The sequence below is a fragment of the Streptomyces sp. CB03234 genome (assembly GCF_001905885.1).
Classification (GTDB): domain Bacteria; phylum Actinomycetota; class Actinomycetes; order Streptomycetales; family Streptomycetaceae; genus Streptomyces.
Window position 1 is genome coordinate 257,158 of record NZ_LIYH01000009.1, and the last position, 18,400, is coordinate 275,557.

An 18,400-nucleotide genomic window follows, 5' to 3' on the forward strand; every position below is an offset into this window, starting at 1 on the left:
ACTCACCACATAGCGTCCGCCGACCCCGAAGGTCCGGAACGACCAGACACCCGTACTGGTCACCGGGGTGCCGTCCGGCCTGACCAGCCGCGCCCCGCCGCCGTCCTCCAGGCGGAAGCCGAACTCGGTGAAGCGGAACCGCAGTCCGGTGCCCAGCGCCTTGCTGTACGCCTCCTTCAGCGTCCACAGGCGGACCATGCCGTCGTTGCGTGCGGCGTCTCCGCCGGCGTCCAGCTGTGCCCGCTCGTACGGCGTGAGGGCCTGCGACTCGGAACCGGTGCCCGACAGTCTGCGGTCGGCGCGCTCGACGTCCACGCCCAGCCGGCCGCTGCGGGTGATCCCGACGACGATCAGCTCCTCGGTGTGGCTGAGGCTGACGTCGATCTGGTCGCAGCCGCGCACATACGGCCTGCCGCCCTGGAGATAGGCCAGATCGACCAGCTCCGCCTCCGTCTCGATGGCCATGGCCGCCGCGCGGCGCAGGAGCAGGCGGGAGGCGGCGAACCGTTCCCGCAGCCGGGGCTGGGCGAAGCTCTGGTAGCGGTGCCAGTCCCGGCCGAGCAGTCCGCGCAGCCGCTCGGGCGGCATGGAGCCGGGCAGCCAGTCGTCCAGCCAGCCGTGGACGACCACCGTCCCGGTACGGGTCAGCTGCCCGTACGCCTCCTCCCAGGGGCCGTCGACGGCCCGGACCCGCAGCGGTGTCCCGACCGCCGCGGCGTGGCCCGTCATCTCACGCCCCCGCGAACGACGAGGCGAACGGGCTGGCGCCCAGCTCGACCAGCATGTCCGCGAAGTGCAGCGCCCCGGTCTGCGGACCGCGGCAGGCGCTGAGGCAGACCGGTCCCGCGGTGCCTCCCATCCGCCGGACGAACGGGGTGAGGATGGTGCGCGGGCCGATCTCCACCACATGGGTCGGGGTCTGCTGGTCGAGCAGCAGCCGGGCGGTCTCGGCGAACCGCACCGGCGCGGTGATGTGCTCGGCCCAGTACGGACCGTAGAGCGGTTCGGTGGTGAACCGGCCGCGCACCGTGGAGTAGAACGGGACGCGGGCGGCCGTGCCGGGCAGCCGCCTGGCCACCGCCTCGAACCGGGGCACCATCGGCTCCATCTGCGGGGAGTGGAAGGCGTGGGTCACGGCCAGCCGGCGGCAGGCGATCCCCCGGGCCTCGAGGGCGGCCCGGATGCGTTCCAGTCCGGCGTCGTCACCGGACAGCACGGTCGCGCGGGCGGCGTTGACCGCGCCGATGCCGACGCCCGGCTCGTTCCGCATCAGCCGCGCGGCCTCCTCCGGGGTGGCGCAGGTGGCCATCATCCCGCCGCCCGAGGGCAGGTACTGCATGAACGCGCCGCGCAGCGCCACCAGCTTCGCGGCATCGTCCAGGGTGAGGGCGCCGGCGACGGTGGCCGCGGCGAACTCGCCGATGCCGTGGCCCAGTACGGCCACCGGGAGGACCCCGGCGTCCTCCAGGCAGCGGCCCATGGCGTACTCCACGGCGAACACGGCGGGCTGGGTGAAGGCCGTCCGGTGGATGCGCAGGTCCCCGCCGAGCATCATGTCCACCACCGACAGGCCGGTGTAGGGCAGCAGCGCCTCGCACGCCTCGTTCAGATGGGTCCGGTACGCCGTGTGCTCCCGGTAGAGCCCCGCGGCCATGAACGGGTGCTGGGCGCCCTGGCCGGCGAAGACGAACGCGGCCCGGACCTGGTTGAGGCTGCCGGGGTGGGTGTCACGCGAGGCCAGGCAGCGGGCCAGGGCCGACACGGTCGGGTACTCCCACAGGTCGGTGGGGTCGAGCAGCGGCCCGAACTCCTCCTCGATGTCCCCGTACAGGTTGAGCGCGGCGACGGAGTCCAGCCCTTGCGAGGTCAGGGGTACGTCCTCGTCCACGGGCCCGCCCCGGTAGCGCTCCAGGCGCTCCCTCAGCCACGCGGCGTAGGCCTGCTCGGACGGGTCCGGATGCTGTTCGGACATGGTCTGTCCCTTTCCTCGGTTCGGGCGGGTACCGCCTGGGTCGTCAGGCCAGTGCCGAGCCGTACAGGTCGTAGCTGCGCCGCCCGGACAGCCGGGCCAGCGCCTCGGCGAGGACCCGCCGCTCGCTCTCCTCCGGCCGGTCGGGCAGCGGCAGCCCCAGGCGCCCGCAGGTGCGGTACAGGGTGGCCGTCGGCCAGGCCGGGTCGGCCAGGAAGGTGCCGTCCCGCTGCTCCTGCCAGACGCCGAGGCAGGCCGCGGCGGCCAGCACCAGCGTGTAGCGGTCGGCGAGGCTGAAGCTGCGCGGGCTCGCCAGGGCGGCCCGGTCGCCGGGGGTGATCCGGCTGAACAGCGTGCGCAGCTCGTCGAGTTCGGTGGTGAGCCGGCGGACCAGGAACCGCAGGGCGCCCAGGCAGTCCTGGTGCCGGGCGGACACGGCCATGGTCTCCAGCCGGTCGGTGCAGGCCACCAGGGTCGCCGCGAGCGGATCACCGTCGCCGAGCAGCGCGGGCGCGGCGAGGTCGAGCGGCGGCAGGCCGCCGTCCGGCCGGAACAGGGCGGGCGGCGGCTCGGGGTCGGCGAACCAGGCGTGCCGGGCGAAGAAGGGCAGCTGCGGAAGGATGCTGACCTGGCGCCCGGCGCTGCCGGCGTGCCCGAGGGAGGTCACGGGCAGGTCCCGCAGCTGCTTCTGGAACATGCCGTACGTGCCGTCCTCGGCGAAGCTCTCACCGCCGAGGACCGCCGACATCTCGTCCATCGCCTCGGTGATGATTTTTGGGGCGATATAGGCCGCGGCGGCCGCGTACGCGCTCATCTGGCGGGGCAGCAGGTGCAGTGCGCGGGTGGCCACCAGCGCCAGGCAGTCGCTGAGGAGCAGATCGAGGAAGGCCCCGGTCAGGACGGAGCGTACGTGTCTGACGTCCAGCGAGGACCGGCCGTCGGGGCGGCGACGCACCGCGAAGCGGATCACGGTCCGCAGGGCGGTGTCCGCGCCGGCGAGCACGATGGACGGGATCAGTCCGCGGACCACCAGCGAGGAGCGCAGGCTCAGTTCGTAGCCGTCGCCCGGCCGGCCGATCAGCGCCTCGGCGGGCACCGGGCAGTCGGTGACCTGCAGACCGCCGAACTCCGCGCTGCGCATCCCGCTGGTGCTGTGCCGGCCGGTGCCGGTGATCCTGTCGGCGGGCAGCCGGCCGCGGTCGAGCAGGAGCACCGAGTGGCTGCGGCCGGCCGCGTCGTCCTGGTCGGTGAGGGCGAAGACCACCAGACCGGCGGCCCGGGAGGCGTTGGCGATGACGGACTTGCTGCCGTTGAGGACGTATCCCCCGTCGCCGGTCGGTACGGCCCGGAACTCGTCGCGGTGGAAGTCGTTGCCGTGGCCCATCTCGTGCCGGACCACGGCCAGGCGCCTGCCCTCCAGCAGCAGCCGGGCGGCCAGTTCGCGCTGCGCGTGGTCGCCGGCGGTCCACACCGGCGTGGCGGCGAAGAAGCAGTTGAGGCCGTAGCCGAAGCCGAGGGAGGCGTCGCGCCGGAAGACCGGGCGCAGCACCCGCCCCAGTACGTCGAGCCGGTCGAGCCGGCCGCCGTGCTCCACGGGGACGAACTCGGCGTTGAAGCCGTGGTCGTCCAGGACCTTCTCCGCCTCGGGGAGCACCGTGCGCAGGCTGTCGGCGTGCAGCAGGGCGTCCTGCCCCAGCGGGTTACCGGGGTCCTCCAGCGGCCCGAAGGCGCGTTCCAGGGCGTCGATGCGCTCCTCGGCGCCGCCCATCACCGGTTCCCCGGCAGCAGCCGCGCCACGTCGTGGCCGATCCGCTGGTGCAGGGGCTGGATCTCCCCCCGCAGGAACAACTCCCGCATGGCGCCTCTCTCCACCTTGCCGCTGGTCGTCTTGCGCACCGTCCCCGGGCGCACCAGCAGCACTCCGCCCGTCTGCACCTCGAACTCCTCGGCCAGCCGGCTCTCCACCTCGGCGGCGAGTCCGTCGAGATCGATGTCGTACCGGCTGCGGGCCCGCAACTCCTGCACCACCACGATGTGTTCGCGCTCACCGGGTACGCCGAAGGCGGTGGCCGAGCCGAACAGGGAGCTGACCCGCTGGACCGTGCGCTCCAGATCTTGCGGGTAAAGGTTCCTCCCCGCCACCAGGATCACGTCCTTCATGCGGCCGGTGACGTAAAGCAGCCCCTCTTCGACCACTCCGAGGTCCCCGGTGCGCAGGAAGCCTTTCCGGCCGTCGGCGGTCTGCGCGCCGAAGGTCACGGAGCTCTCCGCGGGGCGGCCCCAGTAGCCGCGTACGACGCTGTCGCCGCGGACCCAGATCTCCCCTATGCGGCCGTCGGGCAGGACCTCCAGGGTTATGGGGTCGACGATCCGCAGATCGCAGGAGGCGGCTCGGCCGCAGGCGGCCACCGTCCGCTCGGGGCCGCCGCGGCGCGGGGGCCGCAGCCGGTGCGTCTCCAGCGCGGTGGCGTCCACCGTCCGCCGCGCGGCGGGGACCTCCGGCTTCGCGGCGGCCACGAGCAGGGTGGCCTCGGCCAGGCCGTAGCAGGGGGTCAGGGCCTCCGGGCGGAGGCCGGCCGGTGCGAAGCGCTCGGCGAACGCCTGGACGGTCTCCGGGCGGATCGGCTCCCCGCCGTTGACGGCGGTCTGCCAGCAGGACAGGTCCAGGTCCGCGAGCTGCTCGTCGGTGACCCCCCGTACGCAGAGGTCGTACGCGAAGTCGGGGGCGCCGCTGAGGGTCAGACCGTACCGGGAGATGGTCTCCAGCCAGCGCACGGGCTTCTTCAGGAACGACAGCGGCGAGAGCAGGACGGCGGTGCCGCCCAGCCAGAGTGGGTACAGCAACTGGCCGATCAGGCCCATGTCGTGGTGGAAGGGGAGCCAGCCGCCGAGGCGGGCTCCCGGCGGGGTCCGGAAGGTCCGGCCGATCGCGTCGAGATTGGCCAGGAGGTTGCGGTGGGTCACCACCGCGCCGCGCGGATCGCGGGTGGATCCGGAGGTGTACTGGAGGAACGCGATGTCGTCCGGACCCTGGTCCGGCTCGGTCAGTTCCGCGTGGTCGGTGGCCACGTCGGCGAGCAGGCAGGTGACATGGCCGTACCCGGTGCGGGCCAGCACCTGGGACACCTCGGCGGCCTCACGCGCGGAGGTGAGCACGCAGGAGGCCGTGGAGTCCTTCACGATGCCGGCGACCCGCTCGTCGTGGTGGCCCCGGCCGCCGGGGGGCGCCGCGGGTACGGCGACGACTCCCGCGTACAGGCAGGCCAGGAAGCTGGTGGCGAAGAGCCTGCGGGAGGAGTCCAGGACGACCACGCGGTCTCCCGGGGCGGTCGCCGTCTGCAGCCGGGCGGCGAGCGAGCGGGCGGCACGGTCCAGTTCCGCGTAAGCGATCTGCTCGGGCAGCAGCTGTCCGTTGTGCTCGGTCAGGAGCACCAGCGCCTCCCGGCCCGGCGCTTCGGCCGCTCGGGCCTGGACGCGTTCGGTGAACGTCCGGTAACCGGTCACGCCTCCCCCTTGGATGTCGTGCGGCGGGTCACCCGGTGGGGGCCGGCCGCGGATGGCTGGACGGTAGGAACGCCTGCTCGAAGGCGGCTCGACCGCCCCCGGACCGTCACCGCCCCGACCAGTCCACGGCAGGCCGGCGTGCGCGGCCGCGCACACTCCAGTCGGCGTACGCGGCCGGGGCCCCGGCCTCCTGCTGCTCGGTGGCGCCGGCCGGCCTCAGCAGGGCGAGCAGCACCGTGGTGAGGGCTGCGAGTTCCTCCGCGTCGGGCTGTCCGCGCACCACCCTGAAAGCTGTCTGTTCGTCCATGCAGGCAGCGTGCGCCGGGTCGCTCGAGGGGGGCTCGGGCTGGGAACGCACGGAAGCCGGGGACGTCTCGTCCCCGGCTTCCCTCCCGCTGGACCTCCTGGGTCAGCCGATCACCCGCTCGTACGCCACGTGGCGGGTGCGCTCGGTGGTGACCTCGGCGACCTCGCTGAGCGCGGCGAGCGCGGCCCGGTACTCGGCGTCGGCCAGCGCCCGGTCGCAGTTCTCGGTGTCGCGCCACCACTGGATGCCGGTGTACGTCATCGGGCGCAGGGTGGAGCGCATCAGGTCGCTGCCGCCGAAGCCGCCCAGTTGCGTGCAGCGCTCCCCCACCTCGTCGAAGCGCTTCTCGAACGTCCGCCGGTCACCGGTGACCCGCGCCCAGGTCAGTACGACGTTCTCGGCACCGACCACGGCGTTCTCGCGCAGCACCCGCTGAACGCTGAGCGCCTGGTCGGCCTCCGTCTCCACCATCTCACCGAGCCGCTGGACGTGGTCCAGGAAGGTGTCGTCGTGCACGGTGCCGAGGAATCCGCGCAGACTCCTCCAGTGGCCCATGTGGACGTACTCCTGGGGCCGGTCGACGAGGCGGACGGTCACCAGGAAGTGGAAGTCCTGCCGGCGCCGGATGTACTGGGAGTGGTCGCGGAACTCCCGCTCGAAGGTGCCGGTGTCGCCTTTGACGGTGAACCGGTTGATGACGGTGACCGGTCCGCCCAGGTCACGATGCGGCATGCCGTTCCTCCGCGAACTGCTTGGCGTGGCGCAGGGTCGTCGAGCTGTTGGTGCCCAGGGTCTTGCGCACCAGTGCGCGGGCCTCGGCGAGTGTGGCCTGCGGGCCGAGGGCGCTGCGCACACCCTCGGGGTCCAGGGTGACAGTGTGCCAGGAGGTGGCCAGCACCGTGCCGTCTCCTTGCGGTTCGATCTCCCAGCGACCGGTGTGGCCGCTCATGGCGACCGGCACCCGCAGCTGCTTGTAGACGATGGTTCTCCGCTCCGGGAACGTGACGCGGATGGAGGTGGTGTTGTGCGCGGAGCCGTCCGGGCTGCGGGTGTCCATGTCCATGTGCTGGATGCCGGGTTCGTCCTCGGTCAGCGCGAGGCGGGCGACGTGCGGCAGTCGTTCGGGCCACAGGTCCGCGCGGTCGAGGAACTCGTAGACGTCCTGGGCGGAGCCGTTGACGGTGAGCGAGTCGCGGAAGGTGAAGTGGAGCTCGTCGCGGTCCGCGCCGAGCTCGGCGGCGTTCCGCAGGGCGGCGAGTTCGGCCCGGCTGTTGTGGTCCACGGCCCGCTCGATCTGCCGGACGGCTTCCGGGTCGTCGTTCACGGCCCGGTAGTCGTGCAGGAGCACCACGCGGGTGGTGCCTCCCTCGACGGTGTCGACCCGCCACTCGCCGCCCATCGAGGCCACCGGGTCGGCGGAGACGACCTGGCGGAACCGTATGGTGCGGGCCTGGGGGTCCAGGGTGCGGCGGGAGGTCCAGGTGCGCACCTGGCCGTTGGCGGTGGCCCAGATCCGGATCAGCTCCTCACCGCCGGTGCGGGGGTCGGCCGGTTCGACGACCTCTGCGTGCACCGTCGGGCCGAACACCTGCGGCCACGCGGAGACATCGGCGACCAGCCCGTAGACGGTCTCCGGTGCCGCTCCGACGGTGATGACGTGCTCGGTGACATGGGTCGCGGACGCAGCGCTCGGCACCACAGCGGACCCCCTCCCTCCGCTCCCGGCCGCAGCCACGGCTCTGGACGACGTTTCCGACTGCCGAGTGTGGTGGACCCGCCTCGCGTACCGCTCGAGGCAGGATCCGTCGCGGTCCGAGGGCGCCGGCGCACCGTGTCCGGGACAGGCCCGCACGGGGCCGCCGACGTACCGGGAGATCGCCCATGTCCCATCTGCTGCACATCGACTCCTCCGCCCTGTCCCAGGGTTCGGTCTCCAAGGAACTGGCCGAGACCTTCCGCCGGGTGTGGGCCGAGAACAACCCCCAGGGCACCGTCACCCACCGCGACCTCGGCACCGTGCCTGTGCCGCACCTGACGGAGGCCGGGGTCACCGCCGGGTTCACCCCGCACGTCGCGATGAACCGGGAGCAGCAGGCGGCGACGCTGCTGCGCGACGTACTGATCGAGGAGCTGCTGGCCGCCGACGCCGTGCTGGTGAGCACCCCGATGTACAACTGGTCCATCCCCTCCACCCTCAAGGCGTGGATCGACCAGGTCCTGGTCAACGACCGCACCATCACCTTCGACGGCAGCCCCGGCCCGCTGGCCGGCCGTCCCGCGACCGTGGTGGCCAGCTACGGGGGCGGCTACTCCCCCGGCGCGCCCATGGAGCGGGCCAACCACTGCGGGCCGTACCTGGAGACCGTGTTCGGCACCGGCCTCGGCATGCAGACGGAGGTGATCAGCGCGCAGCTGTCGCTGGCCCCGCGGGTCCCGGCGATGGCCGATCTGGTGCCCCTCGCCGAGCAGTCCAGGGCCGCGGCGCACCAGGCGGTCGCCGAGCGCGCCCGCACCCTCGCCACCGCGCTGGTCTCCGCCTGAGCCCAGGCTCCCGGGCGCGTTCCCGGACGCGTTTCCAAACGCGTTCCCGGACGCGTTTCCAGACGCGTTTCCCGGCCGGCTCCCGACCGGCCCCGACCGGCCCCTTCCGCAGGCAGCGTGGCGGAAGGGGCCGAGTCGTTCCCGGGGGCCCGTCGGGCGTCCCCGCCCGGCGGCTTGAGCGAGCCTCCAGCGGACGGCCCCACGGTCGGGCTGTCCGGCAGCAGGCCGTGCGTGCCATCAACGCATCGCGTCAAGAGGAGATGCCCTCATGAAAGCCCTGGTGTTGTCGGGAGGTGCGGGTACCCGCCTGCGTCCCTTCAGTTACTCCATGCCCAAACAGCTCATCCCGGTCGCCGGCAAGCCCGTACTGGTCCACGCGGTGGAGAACCTGCGCGCCCTGGGCATCACGGAGATCGGGATCGTCGTCGGGGGCCATGCCGCCGAGATCGCGGCGGCCCTGGGCGACGGGAGCCGGTTCGGCGTACGCGTCTCCTACATCCGGCAGGACGTGCCGCACGGCCTCGCCGACTGCGTACGCCTGGCGCGTGACTTCCTCGCCGACGACGACTTCGTGATGTACCTCGGCGACAACGTGCTGCCCGGTGGCCTCGCGGAACTCGCCGAGGGCTTCCTCGCCCGGCGCCCGGCGGCCCATGTCGCGGTCAAGAAGGTCGGCGACCCGAGCTCGTTCGGGGTGGTGCAGGTCGACGGGGAGGGACGTGCGGTACGGCTGTGGGAGAAGCCCGCGCATCCGGTCGGCGACCTCGCGATCATGGGTGTGTACTTCTTCACCCCGGCCGTGCACGAGGCGGTCGCGGCGATCCGGCCGAGCGCCCGCGGTGAACTGGAGATCACCGACGCCATCCAGCAACTGGTCTCCGCCGGCCACGAGGTGCGGGTGCACGAGCACCACGGACAGTGGTGGGACACCGGGAAGCTGGAGGACCTGCTGGAGTGCAACCGGGCCCTGCTCGACATCCTTCCGCCGCCGGTGGCGGGTGCGGCGGCGGGTGCGGTGGACGCCCACAGCGAGCTGGTCGGCCCGGTGATCCTGGGACCGGGGGCGCGGATCGTCCGGTCCCGGATCGTGGGACCGGCGGTCATCGGCGGCGGCAGCGAGGTCGTCGACAGCGCCCTCGGCCCCTACACGGTGATCGGCGAGGAGTGCCGGCTGTCCGGAGCCGGGGTGGAGGACTCCATCGTGCTGGACCGGGCGCGCATCCGGCAGGTCCGCGGTATCCGGCAGTCCGTGATCGGCCGGGCCGCCCTCGTCATTTCCTCCCCCCGTGGCGGGCACCGGCTCGCGGTGGGGGACCACACCACGGTGGAGGTCGCAGCGGCATGAAGATTCTGGTGACGGGTGCGGCCGGGTTCATCGGCTCGCACTATGTGCGCACGATGCTCGAGGGCGGCTATCCGGGGTACGAGCACACGTCGGTGACGGTGCTGGACCTGCTGACGTACGCCGGGAACCGGGACAACCTGCCGGCCCACGACCCGCGGCTCACCTTCGTGCAGGGTGACATCTGCGACCTGCCGCTGTTGCTGGACCTGCTGCCGGGTCATGACGCGGTGGTCCACTTCGCCGCCGAATCGCACGTGGACCGCTCCCTGGACAGCGCGGCCGAGTTCATGCGGACCAATGTGACCGGCACCCAGACCCTGCTGGAGGCCTGCCGGCTCAGCGGGGTCTCCCGCGTCGTGCACGTCTCGACCGACGAGGTCTACGGCTCGATCGAGACCGGGGCGTGGGACGAGGACTGCCCGCTGCTGCCCAACTCCCCGTACTCGGCGTCCAAGGCGGCCGGCGATCTGGTGGCGCGCTCCTACTGGCGTTCGTACGGGCTGGACCTGTCGATCACCCGCTGCTCCAACAACTACGGCCCCTACCAGCACGTCGAGAAGCTGATCCCGCACTTCACCACGCGGCTGCTGCGCGGCGAGACCGTGCCGCTGTACGGGGACGGCGGCAACGTCCGCGAGTGGCTGCACGTCGACGACCACTGCCGGGCCGTCCACCTGGTGCTCACCGGGGGCCGGGCCGGTGAGATCTACAACATCGGCGGCGGCAACGACCACACCAACCGCCAGATCACGGACCTGCTGCTGGAGTTGTGCGGGGCCTCCCCCGATCTGGTGCGCAGGGCACCGGACCGCAAGGCCCACGATCTGCGCTACGCCATCGACGACACCAAGATCCGCGAGGAGCTGGGCTACGCGCCCCGGGTGCCGTTCGAACGCGGCCTGGCCGAGACCGTGGAGTGGTACCGGCTGCGTACGGACCGGTGGACGGCCGCCGGCGACCTCACCGTGCCGGGCCTGGCGCTGGCGGGATCAGGGGTGGCATGACCCGCCCGGCGGGCGGGAGCCGGGAGGCGGGCGCGGTGGGGGCCGGGGGGATCCGGCCCCCACCGCGCTGTGTGGTGCCGTCCGTGCTCAGCCGGCCTGCTCGAAGCGGATGTCGCGGCTCTGCGAGTCCGGTGCGGTGAAGGAGAGCAACCGCTCGCCCTCCTCGGCGAGTTCGGCCTTCTGCTGTGCGGTCAGCCGGGCGAAGGGGGTGAGGGCGAGGGTGGCGGCGGAGCGCTTCTGGTCGATCTTCCAGGTGCCGGCGACGAAGCCGTCCACGAGGAAGGTCGGCTTCATTCCGTTGCCCGTGTAGACGAGCTTGCGGTGTTCCTGGGCGATGACCCGGGAGCGGTCCGCGTGCGAGAGGAGGAGGTTGTCGTACTCCGGCAGGAACCGGACCGGGGCGGGTGCCCCGGCGTCGGGGCGCGGCGCGTCCGGCAGGTCGTACAGCTCCTCCCCGCCCTCTGCGCGCAGCACCACCAGCCGGTCCTCGATCTCCTTGACCACCGGGCGCAGCCGGGTGATGCCCGCCCAGGTCTGGACGTCCTTGACGGTCGCCGGGCCGAAGGCGGCGAGGTAACGCAGCACCAGGTCGGCCGGGGACGGGTCGGGGTGCAGGTCGCGGCCGAGCCAGGTCTGCACGGTGGTGCAGGTGGTCTGCCCGCCGACGCCCCAGATGCCGCGCGGCGGCACCTGGACGAGCGCAGCGAGGTTGCGCAGTACGTAGGCGAGTGCGGCGGGCTCGCGGTCCGGCCAGCGGGCCCCGAGCTGCTCCCGCAGCTCGCCGGTGGACAGCGGGCGCTGGGCCATCAGCGCGCTGCCGGCCTCCACCACCGCGTCGAGGTCCAGTCCGTCGAGGCGGTGCCGGCCGTAGAGGTTGTTGGGATACAGGTCGCGGTCCAGGGCCGGCTGGACGAGCGGCCGCAGCCACAGGCAGTCCTCGGCGGTCACCAGGTGGACGGTGGAGCGCATCAGCGCGATACGGACGACCCGGCGGTCGGTCAGCAGCCCGGACAGCTCGTCCTGGCGGAACCGGGTCATCCGGGTCCATAGTCCGGTGTAGGGCGCGTACGGCGCCTGCGCCTGCATGCCCACCAGGTGGGCGATGGTGTCGTGGGCGGACGCCGGCGAGCGGCGCAGCAGCATCTGACGGTCGAGCAGCGCCCGGTTGAGCGCGCGCGTGGTGAGGGTTTTCGACGACGGTACGGGCATGGCCTCTCCCCTGAGGTGGACCGGGCCAACGTATCCACCGGGCCTACAACGCGGCTCGACCCGTGCGGGTCACTGTTCGAGGGCCTGTTGCGCACCATCCATCCGGTAGAGAGCAAGGAGTGTCCTCTTCATGAGCACCCACACGATAGAGACCGCGTCCGGCACCGGCACCCTGGTCGGCACCTGGACGGTCAGCTCCGTCATCAACGGCGAGCCCGCCCCGTTCAGCAGCACGCTGACCTTCAACGCCGACCACACCCTGGACGTCAGCGGGCCGAAGGGGCCGGACGGCACGCCTTCCTTCATCGGTGACGGCCACTGGATCGACCGGCCGGACGGCACCTTCACGTACTACCTGACGCACCCGATCCCGGACGGCCAGGGCGGGACGATGGGCGACATCCACAGCATCCAGGAGGTGACCGTCGACGGGGACGGCCACTCGTCCTCGGGCAGCGCGATCCTGCACAGGACGGACGGTTCCATCATGCCGCCGACCCCGGTCACCCTCATCGGCGCCCGGTGAGCTGTCCCGCCCGCCGGAAACAGAAAGGCCCCCATCACCTCGATGGGGGCCTTTCCGCGGGCCTCAGCGGCCGGCGAGGGCTTCCAGCACCGCCACGGTCTCGGCGGGCGAGGGCAGGCTCGCGACCTCGGCGGCGAGCTCGGTGGCCCGCTCCTTGTACGAGGGGACCTCCAGCAGCGCCCGGCAGGCGTCCAGCACCTCCTTCGGCTCGACGTCCTGGTCGGTGATCTGCCGGGCGGAGCCGTACTCCTCCAGCAGCTGGGCGTTGACGGTGTGTTCGGCGTTGCGTGACAGCAGCAGCTGCGGCAGGCCGTTGATCACACCGGACATGGTGCTGCCGGAGCCGACGTGGTGGACGATCAGGTCGCAGGAGGGCACCACCGAGGTCAGCGAGATCCAGCCGGCCGCCACCACGCTCTCGGAGAGCGTGCCGAGCTGCTCGACCACCGGGTCGGCCGCCGCGATCACGAGGTCCACGCCCGCCTCGGGCAGGACGCGGACCAGTTCCCTGAACAGCGGGACACCGCTGCCGAAGTTCCTCTTGACGCCGACGGACTCGGGCTCGACCGTGCCGAGGGTGAGCAGCAGCCGGGGCCGCCGGCCCTTCTCGAAGGACCAGGAGGGGACGGTGCCGGCCGGGTCGTAGGGGACGTAGCGCAGCGGCCGGCCCGGGTCGCGGTCCTTGTGACCCACCGACGGGGGGCAGTTGTCGAGGAACATGTCGGGCTCCGGCAGACCGTCCAGCCCGTTCTCCTCCAGCTCGGGGCGGAACTCGTCCGCGCCGTACTTCTCGACGTCGGGGCGGAAGTGCATGCCCACGCCGTGCTGGGCCCACGGTATGTCGCGCAGCCGGGCGGCGACGCCCGCCGCGTAGGCGCGCGGCTCGGAGATGATCAGGTCGGGCCGGAACCGGTCGACCGCCTGGAGCATGCCGGGCAGGGTGCGCGCCGCGAGCCGGCCGAAGCCACGGCCTATCTGCTCCAGCTGCCCGTCGTCGGTGGTGGCGTTGGGGAACTCCTTGCCCGACCGGTCGTGTCGCATGACCTCCTTCATGTGCATGGGGCCATAGGTCGGGACGAACGGCAGGCCGGATGTCCTGGCCATGGCGGCCAGCGGCTCGGGGCCGGCGACCAGTACCTGGTGTCCTGCCGAACGCAGTGCCCAGGCGATCGGGACCACAGGGTTGTAGAGCCCGTAGGCCGGGCCCGTGCTCACGAGAATCCTCATGACGGCACCCTAGGAACGGCGGCTGGGGCGGGAGTGGAGCTGCGCTCGTCACCCACAGCGCGACGTGCCGCGGCGTACAGCCGGAGGCACTGGTCGTAGTCGGGCAGGGTGCCCGCGGCGATCGCCTCGGCCAGCGAGGGTGCCGTGGCGTCCTTGTCGGAGATCACCGGAGCCTCGGTCAGGGGCCAGGGGATGGCCAGTTCGGGATCGAAGGGATTGATGTCGAACTGGGTGCCCGGTTCGTACTCGGTGGAGCAGAGGTAGTTCATCCAGGCGTCGTCGGTGAGCGTGAGGAATCCGTGGGCGAGGCCCTCCGCGATGTAGAGGGAGGTGCCCGACCGCTCGTCGAGGACGGTGGTCTCGTAGGCGCCGAAGGTGGGTGAGCCGAGCCGCAGATCGACCACCACGTCCAGGACGGCGCCTCTGACGCAGGTGACGTACTTGGCCTGGCTCGGCGGATGGACCACGCCGTGGATGCCCCGCAGCGTGTTGCGCCTGGACACCGAGTAGTTGACCTGCCGTGGCACGAACACATGGCCCGTCGCCCCGGCCAGCAGCCCTTCCTTGAACGATTCGAAGAACAGGCCCCGGCTGTCGTCCCGCAGGTGTGGGCGGACCAGGAAGAGGTCCCGGACCGCCGTCTCCTGGATGTCCATGTCGTCGCCCCGCCGGCCGTCAGACGCGGGCCGAGACGAACTCGCGGATCGAGTCCACGGCGTAGTCCAGCATGCGTGCGGTCAGCTTGGGATAGACGCCGATCCAGAAGGTGTGCTCGGTGATGATGTCGGCGTTCCTCAGCTCGCCCACGACCCGGTGGGGCTGGTCGAGGTAGGCGGGCTGGCGCATCAGGTTGCCCGCGAACAGCCTCCGGGTACCGATCTTGCGGTCCTCCAGGAAGTCCACCAGGTCCTTGCGGCTGTACGGGGCGTCGGGCTCCACGGTGATCAGGAACCCGAACCAGCTGGGGTCGCTGTTCGGGGTGGCCTCGGGCAGCAGCAGGCCGGGTACGCCTTCCAGGCCGTCGCGCAGCCGGCGCCAGTTGGCCCGGCGGGCGGCGCAGAAGTCGTCGAGCTTGTTCAGCTGGCTCATGCCCAGGGCGGCTTGGATGTCCGTCGCCTTCAGGTTGTAACCGACGTGCGAGAAGATGTACTTGTGGTCGTAGCCCTTGGGAAGGGTGCCCATCTCGTAGTCGAACCGCTTGAGGCACTTGTTGTTCTCGCCGGGTTCGCACCAGCAGTCCCGGCCCCAGTCGCGCATCGACTCGACGATCCGGGCGAGTGCGAGGTTGTTGGTCAGTACGCAGCCGCCCTCGCCCATCGTCAGGTGGTGGGCGGGGTAGAAGCTGACCGTCGTCAGGTCGCCGAAGGTGCCGGTGAGCTTCCCGCCGTACGTCGATCCGACCGCGTCGCAGTTGTCCTCGATCAGGAACAGGTCGTGCTTGTCGGCGAGTGCGGCGACTTCGGCGACGGGGAAGGGGTTGCCGAGGGTGTGGGCGATGCAGATGGCCCGGGTGCGCGGGCCGATGGCCGCCTCGATCGCCTCGGCGGTGGCGTTGTAGGTGCCCAGTTCCACGTCCACGTAGACCGGCACCAGGCCGTTCTGGAGGATCGGGCTGACGGTGGTGGGCCAGCCGACGGCGGCGGTGATCACCTCGTCGCCGGGGACGAGCCGCCGGTCCTGGAGGTGGGGGGAGGTGAGCGCCGAGACGGCCAGCAGGTTGGCGGAGGAGCCGGAGTTGACGAGATGCGCCTTGCGCAGCTTCAGCTTCCTGGCGAAGGCGGACTCGAACTTGCGTGAGCTCCAGCCGGCGGCGATCCGCATGTCCAGGGCGGCCTCCACCAGAGCGGTGCGGTCATCCTCGTCCAGGACCGCACCGGACGGCCAGATCTCCGTGGTCCCGGGTTCGAACTCCTTCCCGGCACTTTCCGCTTCCACCGCCTGGTGGTATTTGCGCACCTGCTCCAGCAGCAGCGCCTTGGCTTCAGCAGTCATGTTGGTCTCCCCTGGGTCGGCGGGACCCGTGCCCCGCTCACTGGTCGGTCGGCCGTGCTGTCGGTTCGCCCCGCCGGTCACAGCCGGCGCAGGCTGAACTGGTCCCAGACCCCCTCGCCCCCGACCAGCCGGTCCGGGCGGCCGCTGACGACATAGGTCCCGAAGGGGGTGACGGTCACTCCGGTGGGCGCCGGATCCGGCCACGGCTCGACGCGCCGCACCGTGCGGGCGCTGCGCCAGCCGTCGCCGGACTCGAGTACGGAGACACCGTCCTTGCCCGGGCCGATCAGGGTGTTGGTCACGGCCGCGACGGACCCGTCCGCCCGCAGGGCCAGCGCGGCGCCGCCGACCAGCGCCCGGTCGAGGGCGACCTCCTCCATGGCGGCCGGGTCGTTGAGGGGGACCCGGTAGAGGCCTCCGTCGTCGTGGCGCACGGTGAGCAGGAACCCGTCCGGGTGCCACATGACGCCCATGAAGCCGACGTTGCGGGGGGTGACACGTGCCCCGGTGCGCAGCACGCTCGGGCGGCCGTCGGGGTCGATGCGGAGGATGCCGTCGTTGGGTGTGTCCGTGGCGTAGACGTTGCCCTCGTCGTCGAAGGTGAGGTCGTTGACCAGGTTCGCGCCGAGGGTGGTCTCCCCGAGTTCGACCAGGTGCCGGCGCTCTGCGGTGGCCAGGTCGAAGACGGCCACGCCCGTGGTGCGGAAGCTGGTCGTGGGGCCGGAGCGCTCGGCGAAGCCCGCGTCGGCGTAGACGGCCAGCAGCCGGCCGCGCGCGGCGTCCACGCGCAGCCCGACGGTGGCCACGATGTCGGGGGTCTCGCCGATGAACTCGGTGGTCCGGCCGTCGGGGCGGACCAGCGAGACGGTGCCGCGGCGCATCGAGCTGACGAGGAACGCGCCCCGGGTGGGGTCCCAGGCGATCCCTGGCGGGTGAAGTCCCGGTGTGCGGACGGTGATCGACGCGGGCAGGCCGACGGGAGCGGCGCCGGGGGCGCTGGCGGCCCAGGTCTGCTGCGACATGTGACTCTCCTCCGGGGCAGGGTGCTGATCTCCCCGAGCATCGCCGAACTTCCTTGAGGAGCACTCGCGCCTGCGAGCTCGCTGCGGCAAGGGCGCGGCAGGGCGGTCCAGCCCGGCTCCTCCGGGCGACGAGCGGGGTGCGGCACCCTCGGCCGCGGCAGTGCACCGGCAACTGGGCCGGTCACCGCGGGTACTTCGAGGGCCGGGCACGGCCCCCGGGAGGGAGCGAGGACATGGCAGGCGAGGAAGAAGCGAAGAGGTATCCCTTCAGCGCCCCGCACCGGCTGGACATGGATCCCGCATACGCCGAGATCCGCGCCAACGAGGGCCTGATACGGGTACAGCCGCCGTTCGGGCGGGCCGCCTGGCTGGCCACTCGGTACGAGGACGTCAAGACCGTGCTCGGAGACCCGCGGTTCAGCCGCGCCCGGGCGCTGGAGAACGGGGACGAGCCGAGCCTGATCCCCATGGGACCGGGCCCGAACACCATCGTGACCACGGACCCGCCGCACCACAGCCGGCTGCGGCGGGTGGTCGCGAAGGCGTTCACCCAGCGCCGGATCGAGCAGCTCCGGCCGCGGGTCCAGGAGATCGTGGACGGCCTCATCGACGACATGGAGGAGAAGGGTCCGCCGAGCGACCTGGTGCACGATTTCGCCCGCCCGCAGCCGGGCAAGGTCGTCTTCGAGCTGATGGGTGTGCCGTACTCGGACCGCGAACAGGTCCAGGAGTGGACGGAGATCGCCCTGTCGACACCGTTCTCCGGTTACACCCCGGAGGAGAAGAGGGCCGCCTTCGGGAAGATGCGGGCCTATATGCCGGGGGTGATCGCCGCGAAGGCGGAGAACCCCGGGGAGGACCTGCTGACCGTCCTGGTGACGGCCCGCGACGACGAGGACCGGCTGACCGAGGACGAGACCGTCGATCTCGCCGTGGCCGTGCTCGTGACGGGCAACGAGACCACGGCCGACCAGATCCTCAATCTGGCCTGGCTGCTGCTGTCCCACCCGGAGCACCTGGCCATGCTGCGGGCGGCCCCGGAGAAGATCCCGCAGGCGATCGACGAGATGCTGCGGTACGTACCGCTGGCGACGGGCGCGATGTTCCCCAGGGTGGCCACGGAGGACGTCCGCCTCGGTGACGTACTGGTGCGCGAGGGGGAGGCCGTGCTGCCCTCCATGGCGTCGGCGAACCGCGACGAGACGGCGTTCCCGAACGCCGGTGAGCTGGACTTCGACCGGGAGAGCAACCAGCACCTGGCGCTCGGGCACGGCGTGCACCGCTGCCTGGGCGCCCAGTTGGCCAGGATGGAGCTGCAGGTCGCCTTCGAGTCGCTGCTGGACCGGTTCCCGGGCCTGCGGCTGGTCAAGCCGGCGGAGGAGGTGCCGTGGCGCAAGGGCACCCTGCACCGGGCCCCGCAGGAACTGCTGGTGACCTGGTGACCGGGGCGGAGAGGAGAGGAGAGGGGCGATGAGCGAGAAGCGCTGGTCCGTCGACGCGGACCGGGCCGCCTGCGCCGGTTCGGGCATGTGCGTGGGCACTGCTCCGGAGCACTTCCGGTTGGAGGACGGCAAGGCCCTTGCCCTGGCGGAGACGGTCGATCCCGACGACGCGGTGATCGACGCCGCCGAGGTCTGCCCCGTGGAGGCCATCACCGTACGGGAGCTCGCCACCGGGAAGGTACTCGCGCCCGAGGTGTGAGCGGGTACGGCGAACGGCCGGCCCGCCTCTCCACCAGAGAGGCGGGCCGGCCG

The 18,400-nt window shown here is 72.0% G+C and carries 17 protein-coding genes and 1 pseudogene; 6 read left to right on the top strand and 12 right to left on the bottom strand.

Annotated elements, in window-relative coordinates:
* Nucleotides 1-9: 9 nt before the first annotated feature.
* The 7 genes and pseudogenes from AMK26_RS38640 to AMK26_RS33875 form a co-directional block, all read right to left on the bottom strand.
* Nucleotides 10-729 (bottom strand): annotated as a pseudogene (locus tag AMK26_RS38640) (4'-phosphopantetheinyl transferase family protein); the annotation flags it as partial.
* Nucleotide 730: 1 nt separating this feature from the next.
* Nucleotides 731-1,972 (bottom strand): acyltransferase domain-containing protein, encoded by a 1,242-nt coding sequence (locus AMK26_RS33850; protein ID WP_073759821.1) that lies wholly within the window; start codon nt 1,970-1,972, stop codon nt 731-733.
* 43 nt (nt 1,973-2,015) lie between these two features.
* Nucleotides 2,016-3,737 carry an acyl-CoA dehydrogenase gene (locus tag AMK26_RS33855; RefSeq protein ID WP_073759823.1) on the bottom strand — a complete coding sequence of 574 codons (1,722 nt, stop codon included), beginning with the start codon at nt 3,735-3,737 and terminating at the stop codon, nt 2,016-2,018.
* Nucleotides 3,737-5,473: a fatty acyl-AMP ligase gene (locus tag AMK26_RS33860; RefSeq protein ID WP_073759825.1), complete on the bottom strand. Its 1,737-nt coding sequence runs from the start codon at nt 5,471-5,473 to the stop codon at nt 3,737-3,739. Before AMK26_RS33860 ends, AMK26_RS33855 begins: the two co-directional genes overlap by 1 nt.
* 106 nt (nt 5,474-5,579) lie before the next feature.
* The gene (locus AMK26_RS35970) at nt 5,580-5,780 is read right to left on the bottom strand and encodes an acyl-CoA carboxylase epsilon subunit (RefSeq protein ID WP_107421108.1); all 201 of its coding nucleotides are present in this window, start codon (nt 5,778-5,780) and stop codon (nt 5,580-5,582) included.
* A 102-nt stretch (nt 5,781-5,882) separates the two neighbouring features.
* The gene (locus tag AMK26_RS33870) at nt 5,883-6,512 is read right to left on the bottom strand and encodes a hypothetical protein (protein ID WP_073759827.1); all 630 of its coding nucleotides are present in this window, start codon (nt 6,510-6,512) and stop codon (nt 5,883-5,885) included.
* Nucleotides 6,499-7,479: an aromatase/cyclase gene (locus tag AMK26_RS33875; RefSeq protein WP_079277960.1), complete on the bottom strand. Its 981-nt coding sequence runs from the start codon at nt 7,477-7,479 to the stop codon at nt 6,499-6,501. The genes AMK26_RS33870 and AMK26_RS33875 overlap by 14 nt, the downstream gene beginning before the upstream one ends.
* A gap of 182 nt (nt 7,480-7,661) precedes the next feature.
* On the opposite strand from AMK26_RS33875, the gene AMK26_RS33880 reads away from it, so the two are divergent.
* The 3 genes from AMK26_RS33880 to rfbB all read left to right on the top strand — a co-directional run bounded on the left by AMK26_RS33880 (nt 7,662) and on the right by rfbB (nt 10,670).
* Nucleotides 7,662-8,321, top strand: a complete 660-nt coding sequence (locus tag AMK26_RS33880) for an FMN-dependent NADH-azoreductase (protein ID WP_073759829.1) — start codon at nt 7,662-7,664, stop codon at nt 8,319-8,321.
* A 268-nt stretch (nt 8,322-8,589) separates the two neighbouring features.
* Nucleotides 8,590-9,666: a glucose-1-phosphate thymidylyltransferase gene (locus AMK26_RS33885; RefSeq protein ID WP_073759831.1), complete on the top strand. Its 1,077-nt coding sequence runs from the start codon at nt 8,590-8,592 to the stop codon at nt 9,664-9,666.
* Nucleotides 9,663-10,670: a dTDP-glucose 4,6-dehydratase gene (rfbB, locus tag AMK26_RS33890; protein WP_073759833.1), complete on the top strand. Its 1,008-nt coding sequence runs from the start codon at nt 9,663-9,665 to the stop codon at nt 10,668-10,670. Before AMK26_RS33885 ends, rfbB begins: the two co-directional genes overlap by 4 nt.
* Nucleotides 10,671-10,757: 87 nt before the next feature.
* On the opposite strand, the gene AMK26_RS33895 is transcribed toward rfbB, so the two are convergent.
* Nucleotides 10,758-11,879, bottom strand: coding sequence for a winged helix DNA-binding domain-containing protein (locus AMK26_RS33895; protein WP_073759835.1), 1,122 nt, complete (start codon nt 11,877-11,879; stop codon nt 10,758-10,760).
* Between the two features lie 130 nt (nt 11,880-12,009).
* On the opposite strand from AMK26_RS33895, the gene AMK26_RS33900 reads away from it, so the two are divergent.
* On the top strand, nt 12,010-12,405 hold the full coding sequence (locus tag AMK26_RS33900) for a hypothetical protein (RefSeq protein WP_073759837.1): 396 nt from the start codon (nt 12,010-12,012) through the stop codon (nt 12,403-12,405).
* Between the two features lie 63 nt (nt 12,406-12,468).
* On the opposite strand, the gene AMK26_RS33905 is transcribed toward AMK26_RS33900, so the two are convergent.
* The 4 genes from AMK26_RS33905 to AMK26_RS33920 all read right to left on the bottom strand — a co-directional run bounded on the left by AMK26_RS33905 (nt 12,469) and on the right by AMK26_RS33920 (nt 16,646).
* A complete protein-coding gene (locus AMK26_RS33905) occupies nt 12,469-13,632 on the bottom strand; it encodes a glycosyltransferase (protein WP_143608700.1) in 1,164 nt (387 codons plus the stop codon).
* Nucleotides 13,629-14,288 carry a dTDP-4-dehydrorhamnose 3,5-epimerase family protein gene (locus AMK26_RS33910; protein ID WP_073759841.1) on the bottom strand — a complete coding sequence of 220 codons (660 nt, stop codon included), beginning with the start codon at nt 14,286-14,288 and terminating at the stop codon, nt 13,629-13,631. Before AMK26_RS33910 ends, AMK26_RS33905 begins: the two co-directional genes overlap by 4 nt.
* A gap of 19 nt (nt 14,289-14,307) precedes the next feature.
* Nucleotides 14,308-15,624 (bottom strand): lipopolysaccharide biosynthesis protein RfbH, encoded by a 1,317-nt coding sequence (gene rfbH, locus AMK26_RS33915; protein WP_073759843.1) that lies wholly within the window; start codon nt 15,622-15,624, stop codon nt 14,308-14,310.
* 77 nt (nt 15,625-15,701) lie between these two features.
* The gene (locus AMK26_RS33920; RefSeq protein WP_079277961.1) at nt 15,702-16,646 is read right to left on the bottom strand and encodes an SMP-30/gluconolactonase/LRE family protein; all 945 of its coding nucleotides are present in this window, start codon (nt 16,644-16,646) and stop codon (nt 15,702-15,704) included.
* A 233-nt stretch (nt 16,647-16,879) separates the two neighbouring features.
* On the opposite strand from AMK26_RS33920, the gene AMK26_RS33925 reads away from it, so the two are divergent.
* Together AMK26_RS33925 and AMK26_RS33930 are read left to right on the top strand one after the other, a co-directional pair.
* Complete coding sequence (locus tag AMK26_RS33925; protein WP_073759845.1) at nt 16,880-18,088, top strand: cytochrome P450; 1,209 nt, start codon at nt 16,880-16,882, stop codon at nt 18,086-18,088.
* Between the two features lie 28 nt (nt 18,089-18,116).
* Nucleotides 18,117-18,347 carry a ferredoxin gene (locus tag AMK26_RS33930; protein WP_073759847.1) on the top strand — a complete coding sequence of 77 codons (231 nt, stop codon included), beginning with the start codon at nt 18,117-18,119 and terminating at the stop codon, nt 18,345-18,347.
* Nucleotides 18,348-18,400: the final 53 nt, after the last annotated feature.

Coding starts and splice junctions, on each gene's coding strand:
- AMK26_RS33850 (WP_073759821.1), bottom strand. CDS start 1,972: ATGTCCGAACAGCATCCGGACCCGTCCGAGCAGGCCTACGCCGCGTGG.
- AMK26_RS33855 (WP_073759823.1), bottom strand. CDS start 3,737: ATGGGCGGCGCCGAGGAGCGCATCGACGCCCTGGAACGCGCCTTCGGG.
- AMK26_RS35970 (WP_107421108.1), bottom strand. CDS start 5,780: ATGGACGAACAGACAGCTTTCAGGGTGGTGCGCGGACAGCCCGACGCG.
- AMK26_RS33870 (WP_073759827.1), bottom strand. CDS start 6,512: ATGCCGCATCGTGACCTGGGCGGACCGGTCACCGTCATCAACCGGTTC.
- AMK26_RS33880 (WP_073759829.1), top strand. CDS start 7,662: ATGTCCCATCTGCTGCACATCGACTCCTCCGCCCTGTCCCAGGGTTCG.
- AMK26_RS33885 (WP_073759831.1), top strand. CDS start 8,590: ATGAAAGCCCTGGTGTTGTCGGGAGGTGCGGGTACCCGCCTGCGTCCC.
- rfbB (WP_073759833.1), top strand. CDS start 9,663: ATGAAGATTCTGGTGACGGGTGCGGCCGGGTTCATCGGCTCGCACTAT.
- AMK26_RS33895 (WP_073759835.1), bottom strand. CDS start 11,879: ATGCCCGTACCGTCGTCGAAAACCCTCACCACGCGCGCGCTCAACCGG.
- AMK26_RS33900 (WP_073759837.1), top strand. CDS start 12,010: ATGAGCACCCACACGATAGAGACCGCGTCCGGCACCGGCACCCTGGTC.
- AMK26_RS33905 (WP_143608700.1), bottom strand. CDS start 13,632: ATGAGGATTCTCGTGAGCACGGGCCCGGCCTACGGGCTCTACAACCCT.
- AMK26_RS33910 (WP_073759841.1), bottom strand. CDS start 14,288: ATGGACATCCAGGAGACGGCGGTCCGGGACCTCTTCCTGGTCCGCCCA.
- rfbH (WP_073759843.1), bottom strand. CDS start 15,624: ATGACTGCTGAAGCCAAGGCGCTGCTGCTGGAGCAGGTGCGCAAATAC.
- AMK26_RS33920 (WP_079277961.1), bottom strand. CDS start 16,646: ATGTCGCAGCAGACCTGGGCCGCCAGCGCCCCCGGCGCCGCTCCCGTC.
- AMK26_RS33925 (WP_073759845.1), top strand. CDS start 16,880: ATGGCAGGCGAGGAAGAAGCGAAGAGGTATCCCTTCAGCGCCCCGCAC.
- AMK26_RS33930 (WP_073759847.1), top strand. CDS start 18,117: ATGAGCGAGAAGCGCTGGTCCGTCGACGCGGACCGGGCCGCCTGCGCC.